This is a genomic window from Alloyangia pacifica (assembly GCF_003111685.1).
GTDB lineage: Bacteria > Pseudomonadota > Alphaproteobacteria > Rhodobacterales > Rhodobacteraceae > Salipiger > Salipiger pacificus_A.
On sequence record NZ_CP022189.1, the window covers coordinates 467,840 to 484,660 of the forward strand.

Consider the following 16,821-nt stretch of genomic DNA (forward strand, 5'->3'; position numbering starts at 1 on the left):
GATGGTGGCGGCGCAGGGGCGGTGCTAGCGATTTGGCCATGAACCGCATGTCCGACAATGGCCGCGGCATGCTCCTGATGATCGGGAACATGGCCGCCTTCACCTTCAGCGACGCCTGCGTGAAGGCGATCGGGACCGCCCTGCCATTGTCGCAGGTGCTGGTGCTGCGGGGGATCGTCGCGAGTCTCTTCATCGGTTGGCTGGCGATGCGCCTTGGCGCCTTCCGCCACCGCCCCGCGCTGCGCGACGCGGGGCTCATGCTGCTGCGCGGGATCGCCGAATGCGGCTCGGCCTATTTCTTCCTGACGGCGCTGCGGAACATGCCGCTCGCCAATGCCACCGCGCTTTTGCAGATGCTGCCGCTGACGGTGACGCTCGGCAGCGCGGTGTTTTTCGGGGAGCCGGTGGGCTGGCGGCGCTGGCTGGCCATAGCGGGCGGCTTCTGCGGCATGCTGCTCATCGTGCGCCCGGGCACCGAGGGCTTCAATGCCCATTCGGTCTATGCGCTGCTGGCGGTCGGCGCGGTGACCCTGCGAGACCTGACGACGCGGCGGCTCTCGCCTGCGCTTCCGAGCATGCAGGTGACACTGTCGTCATCGGTGTTCGTCATGCTCTTTGCCACGGTCTGGTCGCTGGGCGAGGACTGGCAGGCGCTCGATGCGCGGCTCGCGGCGCTGATGCTGGGGACCTCGCTGCTCATCGTCATCGGCTACACGCTCAGCGTCATGGTGATGCGGGTGGGCGATGTCGGCTTCGTGGCCCCCTTTCGCTACACCGGCTTGCTCTGGGCACTGCTCCTGGGGCTGGTGCTCTGGGGCGAACTGCCGCACCCCATGACTCTTCTCGGCGCGGCGGTGATCGTCGCGATGGGCAGCTTCACGCTCTGGCGCGAGCGGCAGCTGGCGCGCGCCGAGGCAAGGGCTCAGCTCGCGGCGGCGGGGGCGAATACACGGCGGATATGATCGGCATCAATCGCGAAGAGGCGGTTCATCTCTGCCTCTCCCGCGGGATCGAGCCGGGGCAGGGCGACGGGCCTCACATGCGCCTTCTGGCGTGAATCGTTGTGGTCGTTGTGCCCGCGCAGGTACATCGGGCGATCGGAGAAGCTGAGCGCCGGCATAAAGCGGTTCAGCTTGTTGTGGCCGAAGTTCATGACGCTCTGCCGCACCCCGGGCGCGACTGCTACCGCCTGCGCCACGCCCCAGAAGGGAGTCATGCAAGGCTCTGCGCGAAGCCCGTCAGCATCGGGCCTGCCGACAAAGCCGCGGATCCAGTCCAGCGCCACCAGCCGGTGCTTCGCGCGCAAGGCCGAGATGTCGAGGGCGGTGGCCCGCAGATCCTCGACGAAGCTGACCGCGACAGCGTCGTCGTCGTCATGGCGGAACTGGAGACAGGGCTGCGACATATCCCGCGCGGCGTTGATCACCTGCTGGCAGACCTGCCGGTGCGGCCCGGGCGGGCGGCTGACGATGCGGGCCTGCGGAAAGTCGCTCAGCAGGGCCTGCAAGCGGTCAAAGTAAGGCCGCGGCATGTCCTCGCCAACGAGCACGAGGAAGATGAAATCCGGGTCTGTCTGGGCCTTCAGCCCGGGCAGGCAGATACACTCGAAATGGCGCAGCCTCTCCTCCATCCGCGCGGAGGAGTAGAGGTAGGCGATGCGCTCCTCGATGGTCTCGTGCTCGACCTGGAACCCGCCCTCGGCGGGATAGGAAAATCGGCACAGGCCAATGATCTGCATGGGGCGGCTCCCGCGTGAAACGTCCCGGCCATGCTTGGCATCGTGGCCCCGTGCCGGCAAGTGCCGGGAGGCGTCCAGAGCGGGCGTGATGCCCCGGGGCGGGGCTTGTTGACAAGCACAGCGACTCCCCCTATACGCGCCTCAATCCGGCGGAGGCCCCAGTGCGTCCGCCGCATTCTACAGAACTACAGTGGTCAAGATCGGCGTCCCTGGCCCCGATCCTCTGGAGACCCACCGCGACGTCACCCGTGCCCGGGGACGTATGCGGTTTTGCGTCGTTTGTGGGGTATCCACCCTGAGGTCTTCGGACCTTCGGCGCATCACCGGTGACCTGCGGACGCGTGGGGCGCCTTGTCGATTGAACCGCATGGGGGGCTCCCCGTGCACCACATATGTGAGAATTACGGGGAACAACCCATATGCCCACGATCCAACAGCTGATCCGCAAGCCGCGGCAGCCGAAAGTTAAACGTTCGAAGTCGCAGCACCTCGAGCAGTGCCCGCAGAAGCGCGGCGTCTGCACCCGCGTCTACACCACCACGCCGAAGAAGCCGAACTCGGCAATGCGTAAGGTGGCCAAGGTGCGTCTGACCAATGGCTACGAAGTCATCTCCTACATCCCGGGTGAATCGCACAACCTGCAGGAGCACTCGGTTGTGCTCATCCGCGGCGGCCGTGTGAAAGACCTTCCGGGTGTCCGTTACCACATCCTGCGCGGTGTTCTGGATACCCAGGGCGTCAAAGACCGTAAGCAGCGTCGCTCGAAGTACGGCGCGAAGCGTCCGAAGTAAGAGGATATATAAATGTCTCGTCGTCACGCCGCTGAAAAACGCGAAGTCCTGCCCGACGCCAAGTATGGCGACCGGGTTCTGACCAAATTCATGAACAACCTGATGATCGACGGCAAGAAGTCGGTCGCAGAGCGCATCGTCTACAACGCCCTCGAGCGCGTCGAAGGCAAGGTGAAGCGCGCGCCCGTGGAAGTGTTCCACGAGGCTCTGGACAACATCAAGCCGGCCGTCGAAGTTCGTTCGCGCCGCGTTGGTGGTGCCACCTACCAGGTCCCCGTCGAAGTGCGCCCCGAGCGCCGTGAGGCCCTGGCCATCCGCTGGCTGATCGCAGCCTCGCGCGCCCGCAACGAGCACACCATGGAAGAGCGCCTCGCAGGCGAGCTCCTGGATGCCGTGCAATCCCGTGGCTCCGCTGTTAAGAAGCGCGAAGACACCCACAAGATGGCCGACGCAAACAAAGCGTTCAGCCACTACCGCTGGTAATCTCCGGAAAGGCAGACCACCATGGCACGCGAATATCCCCTCCAGCGTTACCGCAACTTCGGGATCATGGCCCACATCGACGCGGGCAAGACCACGACCACGGAACGCATCCTGTACTACACCGGCCGCTCGCACAAAATCGGCGAAGTCCACGATGGCGCAGCCACCATGGACTGGATGGAGCAGGAGCAGGAGCGCGGCATCACGATCACGTCCGCTGCGACCACCACCTTCTGGCAGTGGCAGGAAGATCCGACCGAGGAAGGTACCTCGGACACGAAATTCCGCTACAACATCATCGACACTCCCGGCCACGTTGACTTCACCATCGAAGTCGAGCGTTCGCTGGCCGTGCTCGACGGTGCGATCTGCCTTCTCGACGGCAACGCCGGCGTGGAGCCGCAGACCGAAACCGTGTGGCGTCAGGCTGACCGCTACAAGGTGCCGCGCATCGTGTTCGTCAACAAGATGGACAAGATCGGCGCTGACTTCTTCAACTGCGTGAAGATGATCAAGGACCGCACGGGCGCAATCCCGGTCCCCGTCAACTTCCCGATCGGTGCGGAAGACCAGCTCGAAGGCATCGTCGACCTCGTGACCATGGAAGAGTGGGTCTGGCAGGGCGAAGACCTCGGCGCATCCTGGGTGCGTCAGCCGATCCGTGACGACCTGAAGGACGTGGCAGACGAGTGGCGTTCGCACCTCATCGAGCATGCCGTTGAGCAAGACGATGCGGCGATGGAAGCCTACCTCGAAGGCGAAGAGCCCGACGTTCCGACCCTGCGCAACCTGATCCGCAAGGGCACGCTGTCGCTGTCCTTCGTTCCGGTCCTGGGTGGCTCGGCGTTTAAGAACAAGGGCGTTCAGCCCCTGCTCAACGCTGTGGTCGACTTCCTGCCCGGTCCCCTCGACGTTCCGCCGTACATGGGCTTCTCGCCCGACGACGAGACCGAGACCCGGAACATCGAGCGCCGCGCGTCGGACGAAGCACCTTTCTCGGGCCTTGCGTTCAAGATCATGAACGACCCCTTCGTGGGCTCGCTCACCTTCACCCGTATCTACTCCGGTACGATGAAGAAGGGCGATTCGATCATGAACTCGACCAAGGGCAAGAAAGAGCGCATCGGTCGTATGATGATGATGCACTCGAACAACCGGGAAGAGATCGAAGAAGCGTTTGCAGGCGACATCATCGCGCTGGCTGGCCTCAAAGAGACCACCACCGGTGACACCCTCTGCGACGCTCAGAAGCAAGTGGTTCTCGAAACCATGACCTTCCCCGATCCGGTGATCGAGATCGCGGTCGAGCCGAAGACGAAGAACGACCAGGAGAAGATGTCCCAGGGTCTGGCCCGTCTGGCCGCAGAAGACCCCTCCTTCCGCGTCGAGACCGACCTCGAGTCCGGTCAGACCATCATGAAGGGCATGGGCGAACTTCACCTCGACATTCTCGTCGACCGCCTGAAGCGCGAGTTCAAGGTCGAAGCCAACATCGGTGCCCCGCAGGTGGCCTATCGCGAGACCATAGGTCACGAGATCGAGCACACCTACACCCACAAGAAACAGTCGGGTGGTTCGGGTCAGTTCGCAGAGGTCAAGCTGGTCATCAGCCCAACCGAAGCGGGCGAAGGCTACTCGTTCGAGTCCAAGATCGTCGGTGGTGCGGTTCCGAAGGAATACATCCCGGGCGTCGAAAAGGGCATCAAGTCGGTCATGGACTCCGGTCCGCTGGCAGGCTTCCCGGTGATCGACTTCAAGGTCGCGCTGATCGACGGCAAGTTCCACGACGTGGACTCCTCGGTTCTGGCCTTCGAAATCGCGGCGCGGATGGCAATGCGCGAAGGTCTGCGCAAGGCCGGCGCGAAGCTGCTCGAGCCGATGATGAAGGTCGAGGTGGTCACGCCGGAAGAGTACACCGGTTCGATCATCGGTGACCTCACCTCCCGCCGCGGCCAGGTGTCCGGTCAGGAGCCGCGCGGCAACGCCGTCGCAGTTCAGGCCTTCGTGCCGCTGGCCAACATGTTCGGCTACATCAACACCCTGCGCTCCATGTCCTCGGGCCGCGCGCAGTTCACGATGCAGTTCGACCATTACGATCCGGTTCCGCAGAACATCTCGGACGAGATCCAGGCGAAATACGCATAAGCAGCGGTGCGGGGCCCAGCCCCGCACCCTACCCCCCGTAGGGTGCGTGATCACACGCACCGCCACTGACCAAGGAGGCCATCATGGCAAAGGAAAAGTTTGAGCGCGGCAAACCGCACTGCAACATCGGCACGATCGGTCACGTTGACCACGGCAAGACCACGCTGACCGCAGCGATCACCAAGTACTTCGGTGACTTCCGCGCGTACGACCAGATCGACGGCGCGCCGGAAGAAAAGGCACGCGGCATCACGATCTCGACCGCGCACGTGGAATACGAGACCGACGCGCGTCACTACGCGCACGTGGACTGCCCCGGCCACGCCGACTACGTGAAGAACATGATCACCGGCGCGGCGCAGATGGACGGCGCGATCCTGGTTGTGAACGCAGCTGACGGCCCCATGCCGCAGACCCGCGAGCACATCCTTCTGGGCCGCCAGGTGGGCATCCCCGCCATGGTCGTGTTCATGAACAAGGTTGACCAGGTCGACGACGAAGAGCTGCTCGAGCTCGTCGAGATGGAAATCCGCGAACTGCTGTCGGCTTACGACTTCCCGGGCGACGACATCCCCGTCATCGCCGGCTCGGCTCTGGCCGCGATGGAAGGCCGTGACCCGGAAATCGGCGAGAACAAGATCCGCGAACTGATGGCGGCCGTGGATGAGTACATCCCGCAGCCGGCACGTGCCGTGGACCAGCCGTTCCTGATGCCGATCGAAGACGTGTTCTCGATCTCGGGCCGCGGCACCGTGGTCACCGGCCGCGTGGAGCGTGGCGTTGTGAACGTCGGCGACGAACTGGAAATCGTCGGCATCCGCGACACCAAGAAGACCACCTGCACCGGTGTGGAAATGTTCCGCAAGCTGCTCGACCGCGGTGAAGCCGGCGACAACATCGGCGCCCTGCTGCGCGGCATCGACCGCGAAGGCGTTGAGCGTGGCCAGGTTCTCTGCAAGCCGGGTTCGGTCAAGCCGCACACCAAGTTCGAAGCCGAGGTCTACATCCTGACCAAGGAAGAAGGCGGCCGTCACACGCCGTTCTTCGCGAACTACCGTCCGCAGTTCTACTTCCGCACCACGGACGTGACCGGCACCGTGACCCTCCCCGAGGGCACCGAGATGGTCATGCCCGGCGACAACCTGAAGTTCGCCGTGGAACTGATCGCCCCGATCGCCATGGAAGATGGTCTGCGCTTCGCAATCCGCGAAGGCGGCCGCACCGTCGGCTCCGGCGTCGTGTCGAAAATCATCGAGTGATGCGCTTCTGCTCGGTCCTCGGACCGGGCGGGCATTGCGAAGGGGCCGCCCATCGGGCGGCCCCTTTTCCCGTTCCGAAGGCCGCCGGGAAGGGCATCTGCCGTCCGGGCAAAGCCGAAATGCGGAAATACCCGCGCTGCGCCTGTGGTCTGGGGCTTGTCAAGCAAGTCTCTCGGACGTATACGCGCGCAACGACCCACGGGTCGTGAAGGGCGGGGTGATTCCCCGCCTTTTAGGTTCGATGAGGGTGCGGCGATGCGCGTCCATCCTCCTCTCAACCTCAACGCCAAAATAGGACTGTTCGATGAACCAGAACATCCGTATCCGGCTCAAGGCGTTCGATTACCGCGTCCTCGATGCATCGACGCAGGAAATCGTGAACACCGCCAAGCGCACAGGCGCTACTGTTCGCGGCCCGATCCCGCTGCCGAACAAGATTGAGAAATTCACCGTTCTGCGTGGCCCGCACGTGAACAAGAAATCCCGCGATCAGTTCGAGATCCGCACGCACAAGCGTCTGCTCGACATCGTCGATCCGACCCCGCAGACCGTGGACGCGCTCATGAAGCTCGACCTGGCGGCCGGCGTGGACGTCGAGATCAAGGTGTAAGGGGGCAGATGATGTTGCGCTCTGGAGTTATCGCAAAGAAAGTCGGCATGACCCGGCTTTTCATGGAAGACGGCAAGCAGATCCCTGTGACCGTCCTCCAACTCGAAGGTTGCCAGGTCGTCGCACAGCGGACCGCTGACAAGGACGGCTACAGCGCCGTTCAGCTCGGCGCCGGTGCGGCAAAGGCCAAGAACGTGTCGAAGGCCATGCGCGGCCACTTCGCCGCGGCTAAGGTTGAACCGAAGCGGAAGATCGCGGAATTCCGCGTCGACGCAGAGAACCTCATCGCCGTCGGCGAAGAGATCTCGGCCGAGCACTACTTCGAAGGTCAGTATGTCGACGTTGCCGGCACGACCATCGGTAAGGGCTTTGCCGGTGCCATGAAGCGCCACAACTTCGGTGGTCTTCGTGCATCGCACGGCGTGTCGATCTCGCACCGTTCGCACGGTTCGACCGGTCAGTGTCAGGACCCGGGCAAGGTCTTCAAAGGCAAGAAAATGGCCGGCCACATGGGTGCCGTCCGTGTCACCACGCAGAACCTGCAGGTCGTGAAGACCGATGCCGATCGCGGCATCATCATGATCAAGGGCGCGGTGCCGGGCTCCAAAGGCGGCTGGGTGACCATCAAGGACGCCGTGAAGAAGCCGTTCCCCGAGAACGCTGCTCTGCCGGCCGGCCTGAAATCCGCTGCAGCTCCTGCTGAAGCCGCAGCCGAAGAGAAGGAAGGCGACGAATGAAACTCGACGTGATCAAACTCGACGGCGGTGCCGCGGGCGAAGTCGAGCTGACGGACGCGATCTTTGATCTCGAGCCGCGCGCCGACATTCTGCACCGTGTGGTTCGCTGGCAGCGTAACAAGGCCCAGGCCGGTACGCACAAGGTCAAGACCCGCTCGGAAGTGAGCTACTCGACCAAGAAGATCTATCGCCAGAAGGGCACCGGCGGCGCACGCCACGGTTCGCGCAAGGCGCCGATCTTCCGCAAGGGTGGTATCTACAAGGGTCCGACCCCGCGCAGCCACGCGCATGACCTGCCCAAGAAGGTCCGTGCTCTCGGCCTCAAGCTGGCCCTCTCGGCGAAAGCCAAGACCGGCGCGCTCGTGATCATCGAGAACGCCGAGACCGACGGCAAGACCAAGACGCTGGCGGCACAGGTGAAGAACCTGGGCTGGAAGCGCGCTCTGGTGATCGACGGTGCCGCAGTGAACGAGGGCTTTGCCCGCGCCGCCGCGAACATCGAAGGTCTGGACGTGCTGCCCTCCGTCGGCGCCAACGTGTATGACATCCTCAAGCGTGACACCCTGGTGATCACCAAGGCGGGTGTCGAAGCTCTGGAGGCTCGACTGAAATGACCGCTAAGGCACACCACTACGACGTGATCCGCAAGCCGATCATCACCGAGAAAACCACCATGGTCGGCGAGAACGGCACCGTGGTCTTCGAAGTGTCGATCGACTCGACCAAACCCCAGGTCAAAGAGGCCGTCGAGGCGCTCTTCGGCGTGAAGGTGAAGGCGGTGAACACCACCATCACCAAGGGCAAGGTGAAGCGTTTCCGCGGCCAGATCGGCAAGCGGAACGACGTCAAGAAGGCCTATGTTACCCTCGAAGAGGGCAACACGATCGACGTGACCACCGGTCTCTGATCGTCGTCTTCGACCACTTCGGGAAAGCCCTCGCATCCGCGGGGGCTTTTCCACTTTCCCGGCCGGGGAGGGGAGGGTGCAAGTTGCCCGAAGCCTCGGCAAATAAGGGCTCCGAGCGGGCCTGCGACAGGGGATGCGCTTGACGTCAGCCGACTCTTTGACTAGAGCAGGCCATCCGCTGAGCCCCGGATTCGTCCGGGGCTTAGCTTTTGTTCGCAAGAACAGATCGCCGGGGACCTTCGGGGCCCTATGACACGGCCACCTTCGGGGGGCTAAACTCCGGCACACCCGATACGCGGGTGATGTCGCATTACAACGGAAGACAGAAAGCATGGCACTTAAGTCGTACAAGCCGACGACGCCGGGCCAGCGCGGGCTGGTGCTGATCGACCGTTCGGAGCTGTATAAAGGACGTCCCGTCAAGGCCCTCACCGAGGGTCTGACGAAATCGGGCGGCCGGAACAACACCGGACGGATCACCGCACGCCGCCGCGGCGGTGGCGCGAAGCGTCTCTATCGCATCGTGGACTTCAAGCGGAACAAGTTCGACGTGTCGGCCACCGTGGCCCGCATCGAATACGACCCGAACCGGACCGCATTCATCGCCCTCGTCCAGTATGACGACGGCGAGCAGGCCTACATCCTGGCACCGCAGCGTCTCGCCATCGGCGACCGCGTCGTGGCGTCGGCCAAAGCCGACATCAAGCCCGGCAACGCGATGCCCTTCTCGGGCATGCCGATCGGTACGATCGTCCACAACATCGAGCTGAAGCCCGGCAAGGGCGGCCAGATCGCACGCGCCGCGGGCACCTATGCCCAGTTCGTCGGTCGTGACGGTGGCTACGCTCAGATCCGCCTCTCCTCGGGCGAGCTGCGCATGGTTCGTCAGGAATGCATGGCCACCATCGGTGCCGTGTCGAACCCCGACAACTCGAACCAGAACCTCGGTAAAGCCGGTCGTAACCGCCACTATGGCAAGCGTCCGTCGGTCCGCGGCGTCGTTATGAACCCGATCGACCACCCGCACGGTGGTGGTGAGGGTCGTACCTCGGGTGGTCGTCACCCGGTGACCCCGTGGGGCAAGCCGACCAAGGGCAAGCGTACCCGCAACACCAACAAGGCGTCGCAGAAGCTGATCATCCGCTCGCGCCACGCTAAGAAGAAGGGGCGGTAATCCATGACGCGCTCTGTTTGGAAAGGCCCGTTCGTTGACGCCTACGTCCTGAAAAAGGCCGAGAAGGTTCGCGAATCTGGCAAGAACGAAGTCATCAAAATCTGGTCGCGCCGCTCGACGATCCTGCCCCAGTTCGTGGGTCTGACGTTCGCGGTCTACAACGGCCAGAAGCATGTTCCCGTCAATGTCACCGAAGACATGATCGGTCAGAAGTTCGGTGAGTACTCGCCGACCCGGACCTATTATGGCCACGCGGCTGACAAAAAAGCCAAGAGGAAGTAAGCCATGGGCAAGGATAAGAATCCCCGCCGCGTGGCGGACAACGAGGCGATGGCAAAGCTGCGCATGCTGCGCACTTCGCCCCAGAAGCTGAACCTGGTGGCCGCGCTGATCCGTGGCAAGAAGGTCGAGCGGGCCCTCACGGACCTGACCTTCTCGAAGAAGCGGATCGCCGTGGACGTGAAGAAGTGCCTTCAGTCCGCTATCGCGAACGCCGAGAACAACCACGGGCTGGACGTCGATGAACTCGTCGTCGCCGAAGCCTACGTGGGCAAGAACCTTGTGATGAAGCGCGGCCGTCCGCGTGCACGTGGCCGCTTCGGCCGCATCAACAAGCCGTTCTCGGAACTCACCATCAAGGTGCGTCAGGTCGAGGAGCAAGCCTAATGGGTAACAAGACCAATCCGATCGGCATGCGCCTTCAGGTGAACCGCACCTGGGACAGCCGCTGGTACGCTGACACCAAAGACTACGGTGATCTGCTTCTGGAAGACCTCGCGATCCGCGATTTCATCCACGAAGAGTGCAAGCAGGCCGGCGTCGCACGTGTGATCATCGAGCGTCCGCACAAGAAGTGCCGCGTCACGATCCACACCGCACGCCCCGGTGTCATCATCGGCAAGAAAGGCGCGGACATCGAAGTCCTGCGCAAAAAGCTTGCCAACATGACCGACTCCGAGCTGCACCTCAACATCGTTGAAGTGCGCAAGCCCGAGCTCGACGCCCGCCTCGTGGGTGAGAGCATCGCGCAACAGCTCGAGCGTCGTGTGTCCTTCCGTCGTGCCATGAAGCGTGCCGTGCAAAACGCCATGCGCATGGGCGCCCTGGGCATCCGCGTGAACGTCGCTGGTCGTCTCGGCGGTGCCGAGATCGCTCGTACCGAATGGTATCGCGAAGGTCGTGTGCCCCTGCACACCCTGCGCGCCGACATCGATTACTCGCACGTTGAAGCAACGACCCCCTATGGTATCATCGGGATCAAGGTCTGGATCTTCAAAGGCGAGATCATGGAGCATGACCCCTCTGCCCGCGAACGCAAGTCGCAGGAACTGCAGGACGGTCCGGCTCCGCGCGGCGCCATGGGCGGCCGTCGCTGAGGAGGTTTGAGAAATGCTTCAACCGAAACGCACTAAATTCCGGAAGATGTTCAAGGGCCGCATCAAGGGTGAGGCCAAGGGCGGTTCCGACCTGAACTTCGGCCACTTTGGCCTGAAGGCTCTTCAGCCCGAGCGTGTGACGGCTCGTCAGATCGAAGCGGCTCGCCGCGCGATGACCCGCCACATGAAGCGTCAGGGCCGGGTCTGGATCCGTATCTTCCCGGACACCCCCGTGACCTCCAAGCCCACCGAAGTTCGTATGGGTAAGGGTAAAGGTTCCGTGGATTACTGGGCCTGCAAAGTGAAGCCGGGCCGCGTGATGTTCGAGATCGACGGTGTTCCCGAGGACGTCGCCCGCGAGGCGCTGCGTCTGGCGGCGATGAAACTGCCGATCAAGTCGCGCGTCGTGGTTCGCGAGGACTGGTAATCCCTTCGGGATGACCGCATGAGACAAGCCCCCGCCGAGCGATCGGCGGGGGTTTTCCGTTCCAATCCACGGGGCAGGGGAGACCCGCCGCCGCAACCGCTTCAGGACAGTGCCATGGCCCAGATCCGCTCTCTCTTCGCCACACGCCTCTATCGTGCCCAGCTTTCGGAGTACGGTCCCGCGATCGACGCGGACGAGCTCGAGGGCTCGTGCTATTCCATCGCCGAGGACGACGAGGCCGGCCAGGAATGGTGCGAAGCCAACGATTACCCGGGTTACACCTCCTATGCCTCGCTGACGGACCTGCCTTGGCGCTTTCCGATCTTCGGTGATCTGGTGAAGTCCCTCGACGCCCATGTCGCCGCCTTTGCCGAGGATCTCGAGTTCGAGCTGGGCGACAAGAAGTTGGTGCTCGAGGATCTCTGGATCAACATCCTGCCCGAGGGCGGCACGCACAGCTCGCACATTCACCCGCATTCGGTGATTTCGGGCACGACCTATGCCTCGATGCCCGAGGGTGCCAGCGCGCTCAAGCTCGAGGATCCCCGCCTGCCGATGATGATGGCCGCTCCCACGCGCAGGAAGGGTTGCCGCGAGGAGCTGAAGGCCTTCGTCTACGAGGCCCCCGCCGTGGGCGACGTGCTGCTTTGGGAAAGCTGGCTGCGCCACGAGGTGCCGATGAACATGTCCGACGACGAGCGCATCTCGGTCAGCTTCAACTACAAGTGGGAGTAATCCCGCCCGGGCTTCCCGCTAGGGGTGGGGGGGCGGCGTTCCTGCCCCCGCCCCGGACAAGCCAGCCATGCGCGTGAGCCCTTGTTTTACAGGGTTGTCATGGTCCGGAATCTGGCCTATATCGCGCGCTCATCCACCTCCACCGGGAATCAGGGTGACCCGTAACACGACGGGGCTCTCCGGTGATGTTGAAACGAAGGAGCGACCATATGGACGCCAAAGAACTTGCGAACAAGACCCCGGACCAGCTCCGGGATGAGCTCGTCGCGCTGAAAAAGGAAGCGTTCAACCTGCGCTTCCAGAAAGCGACCGGCGCTCTCGAGAACACCGCACGCATCCGCCAGGTGCGCCGCGACGTTGCCCGCGTCAACACCGTGCTGAACCAAAAAGCCGCCGGCGCGGCAGCAACCGAGTAAGGGAGGCTAACTCATGCCCAAGCGTATCCTGCAAGGCACCGTGACCTCCACGGCAAACGCACAGACCGTCACCGTTTCGGTCGAGCGTCGCTTCAAGCACCCGGTCATGCAAAAGACCATCCGTAAGTCCAAGAAGTACCGGGCTCACGACGAAGCTGAGAAATTCGCTGTTGGCGATACGGTCCGCATCATCGAATGCGCGCCGAAGTCCAAGACGAAGCGCTGGGAAGTTATCGCAGAGTAAACGTCCAAGCCCCGGTCATCTGATCGGGGTCCAGACGTTTCCTGCGATGGTGCCCAGCATCATCGAAACCCTGGGGGGTAGACCAAGAACAACCCCCAAAGGTCGGGAGAAACCAAATGATCCAGATGCAGACCAATCTGGATGTTGCTGACAATTCCGGTGCCCGGAAAGTTCAGTGCATCAAGGTCCTCGGCGGCTCGCATCGCCGCTACGCATCGGTCGGCGACATCATCGTCGTCTCGGTGAAAGAGGCCATTCCGCGCGGCCGCGTGAAAAAAGGTGACGTCCGCAAGGCCGTCGTCGTGCGCACCGCCAAGGAAGTTCGTCGTGAAGATGGCACGTCGATCCGCTTCGACCGCAATGCGGCCGTCATCCTGAACAACTCGGGCGAGCCTGTCGGCACCCGCATTTTCGGGCCGGTGGTTCGCGAACTGCGCGCGAAGAACTTCATGAAGATCATCTCGCTCGCGCCGGAGGTGCTGTAATGGCTGCCAAACTCCGCAAAGGTGACAAGGTCATCGTTCTGTCCGGCAAGGACAAGGGCAAGACCGGCACCATCGAATCCGTCGATCCCAAGGCTGGCAAGGCTGTTGTCGGCGGCGTGAACATGGCCGTCCGTCACACCCGTCAGAGCCAGACGTCGCAGGGTGGCCGCGTGTCGAAAGCCATGCCGCTCGACCTGTCGAACCTGGCCATCGTCGATGCCAACGGCAAGGCAACCCGCGTCGGCTTCCGCATGGAAGGTGACAAGAAGGTTCGCTTCGCCAAGACCACGGGGGACGTGATCGATGCTTGATACCGCGACCTACACGCCGCGTCTTAAGACGCAGTACCGCGAGTCGATCAAAGCCGCTCTCATCGAAGAGTTCGGCTACAAGAACGCGATGCAGGCTCCTGCACTCGACAAGATCGTTCTGAACATCGGCTGCGGCGCAGAAGCCGTGCGCGACTCCAAGAAGGCGAAGTCGGCTCAGGAAGACCTGACCCAGATCGCCGGTCAGCTGGCCGTCACCACCAAGGCGAAGAAGTCGATCGCCGGCTTCCGCGTCCGTGAAGACATGCCGCTCGGTGCCAAGGTTACCCTTCGCGGTGACCGGATGTACGACTTCCTCGATCGCCTGATCAACATCGCGATGCCGCGTATCCGCGACTTCCGTGGTGTGAAGCCGTCCTTCGACGGCCGTGGCAACTTCGCCATGGGCATCAAGGAGCACATCGTCTTCCCTGAAATCGAATTCGACAAGGTCGATGAGGTTTGGGGTATCGACGTGATCATCACCACGACCGCCAAGACCGACGCGGAAGCCAAGGCGCTGTTGAAGCATTTCAACATGCCCTTCAACGCCTGAGGAGCGAGACACATGGCCAAAAAATCCATGATCGAACGCGAGAAGAAGCGGCAGAAGCTGGTGGAGCAATACGCCGCCAAGCGCGCCGCTCTGAAAGAGATCGCGACCGACGAAAGCAAACCGATGGAAGAGCGCTTCAAGGCTCGCCTTGAACTGGCGAAACTGCCGCGCAACTCCTCGCCGACCCGTCTGCACAACCGTTGCCAACTGACCGGTCGTCCCCACGCCTACTACCGCAAGCTGAAGATCAGCCGTATCGCCCTGCGCGAGCTCGGCTCGAACGGTCAGCTTCCCGGTGTGGTCAAGTCGAGCTGGTAAGGAGGGTATACGATGAACGATCCTATCGGCGATATGCTCACCCGTATCCGTAACGCGCAGATGCGTGGCAAGTCGACCGTGTCGACCCCCGCCTCGAAGCTGCGTGCCTGGGTGCTCGACGTCCTCAAGGACGAAGGCTACATCCGCGGCTACGAAAAAAGCACCGACGAGCGCGGCCACGGCACGCTCGAAATCAGCCTGAAGTACTTCGACGGCACCCCCGTCATTCGCGAAGTGAAGCGGGTCTCCAAGCCCGGTCGCCGCGTCTACATGGGTGTCAGTGACATCCCGCAGGTCCGCCAGGGCCTCGGTCTGTCGATTGTCAGCACGCCGAAGGGTGTGATGTCGGACGCAAATGCCCGCGCTGCCAATGTCGGCGGCGAGGTGCTCTGCACGGTCTTCTAAGGAGGGGCTTATGTCTCGTATTGGTAAAAAACCGGTCGAGCTGCCGTCGGGTGTTTCCGCATCCGTCTCCGGCCAGACCGTCGAAGTGAAGGGCCCGAAAGGCACCCAGACCTTCAACGCGACCGACGACGTGACCATTGCGGTCGAGGACAACACCATCACTGTGGCGCCGCGCGGCAATTCCAAGCGCGCCCGCCAGCAGTGGGGCATGTCCCGCACCGTGATCGGGAACATGGTCCACGGTGTTCAGAACACCTTCAAGAAAGAGCTCGAGATCCAGGGTGTGGGTTACCGCGCCGCGGTTCAGGGCAACGTCCTGAAGCTGAACCTGGGCTACAGCCACGATGTGAACTTCGACATCCCCGCCGGCATCACGGTCACCACGCCGAAGCCGACCGAGATCATCGTCGAAGGTCACGATCTCCAGGAAGTCGGTCAGGTTGCGGCGAACATCCGCGACTGGCGCCGCCCCGAGCCCTACAAAGGCAAGGGTATTCGCTATAAGGGCGAATACATCTTCGCCAAGGAAGGCAAGAAGAAGTAAGGACGCGAAAAATGGCACTCAGCAAACGGGAACTGTTCCTAAAGCGCCGCCTGCGCGTCCGGAACAAGCTTCGCAAGGTCAACGCCGGGCGTGTTCGCCTGTCGGTGCACCGCTCGAACAAGAACATCAGCGTGCAGCTGATCGACGACATCCAGGGCGTGACCCTGGCCGCAGCCTCCTCGCTCGAGAAGGATCTGGGCGTCGTCGGCAAAGGCACCGTGGAAGCCGCCCAGAAGGTCGGCGCCGCGATTGCCGAGCGCGCGAAGAAAGCCGGTGTGGAAGAAGCCTACTTCGACCGCGGCGGTTTCCTCTTCCACGGTCGCGTCAAGGCTCTGGCCGACGCAGCCCGCGAAGCAGGTCTGAAAATCTGATCACCGCGGCGGGCTTGCCTGCCGCTTGATCGACAATCCGCAAGGCGGGGCTCGTACCCGCCTTGCGCTTTTGCAGGCGGGAACGCCTCGATGATCCGGGATCGACTCCGAAGCTTCTTCGGCGATCACCTGGATTGGACCAATCGGTGCCGATGTGGCCCGGGCTCTGCTCCGGTCCGCCACGCGCCAACCTGAAAAAAGGGATGCCTGATGGCAGAACGTGATAACCGCCGCGGGAACCGTCGCGAACGCGACGAAGCCCCGGAATTCGCAGATCGCCTTGTCGCGATCAACCGCGTGTCCAAAACCGTCAAGGGCGGTAAGCGTTTCGGCTTCGCCGCGCTCGTCGTCGTCGGCGACCAGAAGGGCCGCGTGGGCTTCGGCAAGGGCAAGGCCAAGGAGGTCCCCGAGGCCATCCGCAAGGCCACCGAGCAAGCCAAGCGCAAGATGATTCGCGTGCCGCTGCGCGAAGGCCGCACGCTGCACCACGACATCGAAGGCCGTCACGGCGCTGGCCGTGTGGTGATGCGCACCGCACCGCAAGGTACCGGTATCATCGCCGGTGGTCCGATGCGTGCAGTGTTCGAGATGCTGGGCGTGCACGACGTGGTCGCCAAGTCGATCGGCTCGCAGAACCCCTACAACATGATCCGCGCCACGCTGAACGCACTGGAAAAGGTCAACTCGCCCCGCAGCGTCGCTCAGCGTCGCGGCAAGAAGGTGGCAGACATCCTTCCCAAGCGTGACGAGGCCCCCGCGGAATCGTCGCAAGTGGCTGAGGAGGCCTGAGAT

26 protein-coding genes are annotated in these 16,821 nt (G+C 62.9%); 25 read left to right on the plus strand and 1 reads right to left on the minus strand.

The window, feature by feature from the left end:
- The first annotated feature begins 38 nt into the window (after positions 1-38).
- Positions 39-962, plus strand: coding sequence for a DMT family transporter (locus CEW88_RS02225; RefSeq protein ID WP_108964492.1), 924 nt, complete (start codon positions 39-41; stop codon positions 960-962).
- On the opposite strand, the gene CEW88_RS02230 is transcribed toward CEW88_RS02225, so the two are convergent.
- Positions 923-1,738 (minus strand): putative rhamnosyl transferase, encoded by an 816-nt coding sequence (locus tag CEW88_RS02230; RefSeq protein ID WP_108964493.1) that lies wholly within the window; start codon positions 1,736-1,738, stop codon positions 923-925. The genes CEW88_RS02225 and CEW88_RS02230 overlap by 40 nt on opposite strands.
- A gap of 419 nt (positions 1,739-2,157) precedes the next feature.
- Between CEW88_RS02230 and rpsL the strand changes: the two genes are divergently transcribed.
- The 24 genes from rpsL (at position 2,158) to rpsE (ending at position 16,818) form a co-directional block, all read left to right on the plus strand.
- A complete protein-coding gene (gene rpsL, locus CEW88_RS02235) occupies positions 2,158-2,529 on the plus strand; it encodes a 30S ribosomal protein S12 (RefSeq protein ID WP_005862801.1) in 372 nt (123 codons plus the stop codon).
- A 12-nt stretch (positions 2,530-2,541) separates the two neighbouring features.
- A complete protein-coding gene (rpsG, locus tag CEW88_RS02240; protein ID WP_092431391.1) occupies positions 2,542-3,012 on the plus strand; it encodes a 30S ribosomal protein S7 in 471 nt (156 codons plus the stop codon).
- A 21-nt stretch (positions 3,013-3,033) separates the two neighbouring features.
- Positions 3,034-5,157, plus strand: a complete 2,124-nt coding sequence (gene fusA, locus CEW88_RS02245; protein ID WP_108964494.1) for an elongation factor G — start codon at positions 3,034-3,036, stop codon at positions 5,155-5,157.
- Between the two features lie 83 nt (positions 5,158-5,240).
- A complete protein-coding gene (gene tuf, locus CEW88_RS02250) occupies positions 5,241-6,416 on the plus strand; it encodes an elongation factor Tu (RefSeq protein ID WP_092424762.1) in 1,176 nt (391 codons plus the stop codon).
- 304 nt (positions 6,417-6,720) lie between these two features.
- Positions 6,721-7,026 carry a 30S ribosomal protein S10 gene (rpsJ, locus tag CEW88_RS02255; RefSeq protein WP_066104052.1) on the plus strand — a complete coding sequence of 102 codons (306 nt, stop codon included), beginning with the start codon at positions 6,721-6,723 and terminating at the stop codon, positions 7,024-7,026.
- 11 nt (positions 7,027-7,037) lie between these two features.
- On the plus strand, positions 7,038-7,763 hold the full coding sequence (gene rplC / locus CEW88_RS02260) for a 50S ribosomal protein L3 (protein ID WP_095880741.1): 726 nt from the start codon (positions 7,038-7,040) through the stop codon (positions 7,761-7,763).
- Positions 7,760-8,377, plus strand: coding sequence for a 50S ribosomal protein L4 (rplD, locus tag CEW88_RS02265; protein WP_108964495.1), 618 nt, complete (start codon positions 7,760-7,762; stop codon positions 8,375-8,377). The genes rplC and rplD overlap by 4 nt, the downstream gene beginning before the upstream one ends.
- A complete protein-coding gene (locus CEW88_RS02270; protein WP_108964496.1) occupies positions 8,374-8,670 on the plus strand; it encodes a 50S ribosomal protein L23 in 297 nt (98 codons plus the stop codon). Before rplD ends, CEW88_RS02270 begins: the two co-directional genes overlap by 4 nt.
- Before the next feature lie 331 nt (positions 8,671-9,001).
- Entirely contained in the window at positions 9,002-9,844 is an 843-nt protein-coding gene (gene rplB / locus CEW88_RS02275; protein ID WP_066104062.1) for a 50S ribosomal protein L2, read from the plus strand.
- A gap of 3 nt (positions 9,845-9,847) precedes the next feature.
- A complete protein-coding gene (rpsS, locus tag CEW88_RS02280; RefSeq protein ID WP_092424770.1) occupies positions 9,848-10,126 on the plus strand; it encodes a 30S ribosomal protein S19 in 279 nt (92 codons plus the stop codon).
- Between the two features lie 3 nt (positions 10,127-10,129).
- Positions 10,130-10,510, plus strand: coding sequence for a 50S ribosomal protein L22 (gene rplV, locus CEW88_RS02285; RefSeq protein ID WP_092424772.1), 381 nt, complete (start codon positions 10,130-10,132; stop codon positions 10,508-10,510).
- Entirely contained in the window at positions 10,510-11,220 is a 711-nt protein-coding gene (gene rpsC, locus CEW88_RS02290; protein ID WP_108964497.1) for a 30S ribosomal protein S3, read from the plus strand. Before rplV ends, rpsC begins: the two co-directional genes overlap by 1 nt.
- A gap of 13 nt (positions 11,221-11,233) precedes the next feature.
- Complete coding sequence (rplP, locus tag CEW88_RS02295) at positions 11,234-11,647, plus strand: 50S ribosomal protein L16 (protein WP_095880736.1); 414 nt, start codon at positions 11,234-11,236, stop codon at positions 11,645-11,647.
- 114 nt (positions 11,648-11,761) lie between these two features.
- Positions 11,762-12,382 carry a 2OG-Fe(II) oxygenase family protein gene (locus CEW88_RS02300; RefSeq protein ID WP_108964498.1) on the plus strand — a complete coding sequence of 207 codons (621 nt, stop codon included), beginning with the start codon at positions 11,762-11,764 and terminating at the stop codon, positions 12,380-12,382.
- Positions 12,383-12,591: 209 nt separating this feature from the next.
- On the plus strand, positions 12,592-12,798 hold the full coding sequence (gene rpmC / locus CEW88_RS02305; RefSeq protein WP_066104080.1) for a 50S ribosomal protein L29: 207 nt from the start codon (positions 12,592-12,594) through the stop codon (positions 12,796-12,798).
- Positions 12,799-12,811: 13 nt separating this feature from the next.
- Positions 12,812-13,042 (plus strand): 30S ribosomal protein S17, encoded by a 231-nt coding sequence (gene rpsQ / locus CEW88_RS02310; protein ID WP_095880734.1) that lies wholly within the window; start codon positions 12,812-12,814, stop codon positions 13,040-13,042.
- Positions 13,043-13,158: 116 nt separating this feature from the next.
- Entirely contained in the window at positions 13,159-13,527 is a 369-nt protein-coding gene (gene rplN / locus CEW88_RS02315) for a 50S ribosomal protein L14 (RefSeq protein WP_005854833.1), read from the plus strand.
- Positions 13,527-13,838, plus strand: a complete 312-nt coding sequence (rplX, locus tag CEW88_RS02320; protein WP_108964499.1) for a 50S ribosomal protein L24 — start codon at positions 13,527-13,529, stop codon at positions 13,836-13,838. The genes rplN and rplX overlap by 1 nt, the downstream gene beginning before the upstream one ends.
- On the plus strand, positions 13,831-14,391 hold the full coding sequence (rplE, locus tag CEW88_RS02325) for a 50S ribosomal protein L5 (RefSeq protein WP_095880733.1): 561 nt from the start codon (positions 13,831-13,833) through the stop codon (positions 14,389-14,391). The genes rplX and rplE overlap by 8 nt, the downstream gene beginning before the upstream one ends.
- Before the next feature lie 12 nt (positions 14,392-14,403).
- The gene (gene rpsN, locus CEW88_RS02330) at positions 14,404-14,709 is read left to right on the plus strand and encodes a 30S ribosomal protein S14 (RefSeq protein WP_108964500.1); all 306 of its coding nucleotides are present in this window, start codon (positions 14,404-14,406) and stop codon (positions 14,707-14,709) included.
- 12 nt (positions 14,710-14,721) lie between these two features.
- A complete protein-coding gene (gene rpsH / locus CEW88_RS02335) occupies positions 14,722-15,114 on the plus strand; it encodes a 30S ribosomal protein S8 (RefSeq protein WP_108964501.1) in 393 nt (130 codons plus the stop codon).
- A 10-nt stretch (positions 15,115-15,124) separates the two neighbouring features.
- Positions 15,125-15,658, plus strand: a complete 534-nt coding sequence (rplF, locus tag CEW88_RS02340; RefSeq protein WP_108964502.1) for a 50S ribosomal protein L6 — start codon at positions 15,125-15,127, stop codon at positions 15,656-15,658.
- A gap of 11 nt (positions 15,659-15,669) precedes the next feature.
- Positions 15,670-16,029: a 50S ribosomal protein L18 gene (rplR, locus tag CEW88_RS02345; RefSeq protein ID WP_092424792.1), complete on the plus strand. Its 360-nt coding sequence runs from the start codon at positions 15,670-15,672 to the stop codon at positions 16,027-16,029.
- 210 nt (positions 16,030-16,239) lie between these two features.
- Positions 16,240-16,818: a 30S ribosomal protein S5 gene (gene rpsE / locus CEW88_RS02350; RefSeq protein ID WP_108964503.1), complete on the plus strand. Its 579-nt coding sequence runs from the start codon at positions 16,240-16,242 to the stop codon at positions 16,816-16,818.
- The last annotated feature ends 3 nt before the right edge of the window (positions 16,819-16,821 follow it).

What these genes read in the sequence shown, in the direction of transcription:
- rpsC (WP_108964497.1), top strand. Translation starts at nt 10,510, where the DNA reads ATGGGTAACAAGACCAATCCGATCGGCATGCGCCTTCAGGTGAACCGC.
- rplV (WP_092424772.1), top strand. Translation starts at nt 10,130, where the DNA reads ATGGGCAAGGATAAGAATCCCCGCCGCGTGGCGGACAACGAGGCGATG.
- fusA (WP_108964494.1), top strand. Translation starts at nt 3,034, where the DNA reads ATGGCACGCGAATATCCCCTCCAGCGTTACCGCAACTTCGGGATCATG.
- rpsJ (WP_066104052.1), top strand. Translation starts at nt 6,721, where the DNA reads ATGAACCAGAACATCCGTATCCGGCTCAAGGCGTTCGATTACCGCGTC.
- rpsL (WP_005862801.1), top strand. Translation starts at nt 2,158, where the DNA reads ATGCCCACGATCCAACAGCTGATCCGCAAGCCGCGGCAGCCGAAAGTT.
- rplC (WP_095880741.1), top strand. Translation starts at nt 7,038, where the DNA reads ATGTTGCGCTCTGGAGTTATCGCAAAGAAAGTCGGCATGACCCGGCTT.
- rplN (WP_005854833.1), top strand. Translation starts at nt 13,159, where the DNA reads ATGATCCAGATGCAGACCAATCTGGATGTTGCTGACAATTCCGGTGCC.
- CEW88_RS02225 (WP_108964492.1), top strand. Translation starts at nt 39, where the DNA reads ATGAACCGCATGTCCGACAATGGCCGCGGCATGCTCCTGATGATCGGG.
- rplD (WP_108964495.1), top strand. Translation starts at nt 7,760, where the DNA reads ATGAAACTCGACGTGATCAAACTCGACGGCGGTGCCGCGGGCGAAGTC.
- CEW88_RS02230 (WP_108964493.1), bottom strand. Translation starts at nt 1,738, where the DNA reads ATGCAGATCATTGGCCTGTGCCGATTTTCCTATCCCGCCGAGGGCGGG.
- rpsQ (WP_095880734.1), top strand. Translation starts at nt 12,812, where the DNA reads ATGCCCAAGCGTATCCTGCAAGGCACCGTGACCTCCACGGCAAACGCA.
- rpsG (WP_092431391.1), top strand. Translation starts at nt 2,542, where the DNA reads ATGTCTCGTCGTCACGCCGCTGAAAAACGCGAAGTCCTGCCCGACGCC.
- CEW88_RS02300 (WP_108964498.1), top strand. Translation starts at nt 11,762, where the DNA reads ATGGCCCAGATCCGCTCTCTCTTCGCCACACGCCTCTATCGTGCCCAG.
- rpsS (WP_092424770.1), top strand. Translation starts at nt 9,848, where the DNA reads ATGACGCGCTCTGTTTGGAAAGGCCCGTTCGTTGACGCCTACGTCCTG.
- CEW88_RS02270 (WP_108964496.1), top strand. Translation starts at nt 8,374, where the DNA reads ATGACCGCTAAGGCACACCACTACGACGTGATCCGCAAGCCGATCATC.
- rplX (WP_108964499.1), top strand. Translation starts at nt 13,527, where the DNA reads ATGGCTGCCAAACTCCGCAAAGGTGACAAGGTCATCGTTCTGTCCGGC.
- rpsH (WP_108964501.1), top strand. Translation starts at nt 14,722, where the DNA reads ATGAACGATCCTATCGGCGATATGCTCACCCGTATCCGTAACGCGCAG.
- rpmC (WP_066104080.1), top strand. Translation starts at nt 12,592, where the DNA reads ATGGACGCCAAAGAACTTGCGAACAAGACCCCGGACCAGCTCCGGGAT.
- tuf (WP_092424762.1), top strand. Translation starts at nt 5,241, where the DNA reads ATGGCAAAGGAAAAGTTTGAGCGCGGCAAACCGCACTGCAACATCGGC.
- rpsE (WP_108964503.1), top strand. Translation starts at nt 16,240, where the DNA reads ATGGCAGAACGTGATAACCGCCGCGGGAACCGTCGCGAACGCGACGAA.
- rplF (WP_108964502.1), top strand. Translation starts at nt 15,125, where the DNA reads ATGTCTCGTATTGGTAAAAAACCGGTCGAGCTGCCGTCGGGTGTTTCC.
- rpsN (WP_108964500.1), top strand. Translation starts at nt 14,404, where the DNA reads ATGGCCAAAAAATCCATGATCGAACGCGAGAAGAAGCGGCAGAAGCTG.
- rplR (WP_092424792.1), top strand. Translation starts at nt 15,670, where the DNA reads ATGGCACTCAGCAAACGGGAACTGTTCCTAAAGCGCCGCCTGCGCGTC.
- rplE (WP_095880733.1), top strand. Translation starts at nt 13,831, where the DNA reads ATGCTTGATACCGCGACCTACACGCCGCGTCTTAAGACGCAGTACCGC.
- rplB (WP_066104062.1), top strand. Translation starts at nt 9,002, where the DNA reads ATGGCACTTAAGTCGTACAAGCCGACGACGCCGGGCCAGCGCGGGCTG.
- rplP (WP_095880736.1), top strand. Translation starts at nt 11,234, where the DNA reads ATGCTTCAACCGAAACGCACTAAATTCCGGAAGATGTTCAAGGGCCGC.